Origin of the sequence: Sporolactobacillus spathodeae (genome assembly GCF_016908935.1) — a bacterium.
Classification (GTDB): Bacteria; Bacillota; Bacilli; order Bacillales; family Sporolactobacillaceae; genus Sporolactobacillus; species Sporolactobacillus spathodeae.
In genome coordinates this window covers 1-1116 of sequence record NZ_JAFBEV010000053.1, presented here as the reverse complement: position 1 = coordinate 1116, position 1116 = coordinate 1, and the positions used below count along the sequence as shown (strand labels likewise).

Below are 1116 nucleotides of genomic sequence, written 5' to 3'. Positions count from 1 at the left end.
ACAAAAAAATCCTTTATAATGGAAGAATAGGTGATTCCTATCCAAATCCAAAAATAAAGGACTACGCATGGATAAGAATACACAATTCTCTTCATTTAAACAATGGTTACATCCAATTAATTTTCAACAGCTTGACCAAATGGTCAAGGAAAAACAAAGCGATAAATACGTTAAAAAGCTGACAACTAAGGCCTATATCTTACTTTTCCTATACGCCCATCTTCAGCAAGAAGATAGTTTGCGTTCACTCTCAACTTCTGTTTTGGATGACAAGCTACAAGAGGCTATTGGTTTATCATCCATCAGTGCGGCACAGTTATCCAGAAAAAATAATGCAGTAGATCCACAATTTCTAGCGAACATACTTCTTGAACTTGTTGCCAAAATCAAGAAAAAGAAGAAACCAGATCTCTCGAATGCCCTTAAAATAGTGGATTCCACAACAGTAACCCTGAATCCTAATCAATTTCCATGGGCGCATTTTCGAAAAACAAAAAGCGGTGTCAAGCTTCATTTGCGACTGGCTTTTATGGGAAAAGGACAGGTATTCCCGGAAAAGGCCGTCATTACACCCGCTCAAGTTCATGATCGGACACAACTAGATGTCCTTGTAGATGAAAAGAATGCCATGTATGTCTTCGACCGGGGCTATATTGATTATCAAGCATTTGATCGTTTTTCAGAAAACGGAATGTTTTTCGCTTCCCGTTTGAAAAAGAATGCAGTGACTCAAGTACTTCATTCCTATGATGTTCCGGAAAAGGGCAACATCATCACGGATCAAATGATACGATTAGGCGACGTTTTACACCGGGCAGACAACGCTTTTCGTTTAATTACTGTGCTGGATGATCAGGGGAAAACGATACGCATTGTGACGAATCGTTTCGATCTTAATTCCACAGAAATTAGCGAAATCTATAAAGCCCGATGGGCTATTGAACTGTTTTTCAAATGGATCAAACAACATGTGCGCATCAAAAAGTTTTATGGACAAAGCGAAGCAGCGATTCAAAACCAAATATATCTTGCCTTGATTTATCACTGTTTGATGGTACTCATTCAACAGGAAACAGATACAAAGCACTCACTGCTTAAACTTAACCGATGGTTAAA

At 38.5% G+C, this 1116-nt stretch carries 1 protein-coding gene; it reads left to right on the top strand.

What is annotated here, in order from left to right:
• Positions 1-67: 67 nt before the first annotated feature.
• Positions 68-1116: IS4 family transposase (locus JOC27_RS13325; protein ID WP_205007767.1), on the top strand; the 1049-nt coding region annotated here is incomplete at its 3' end.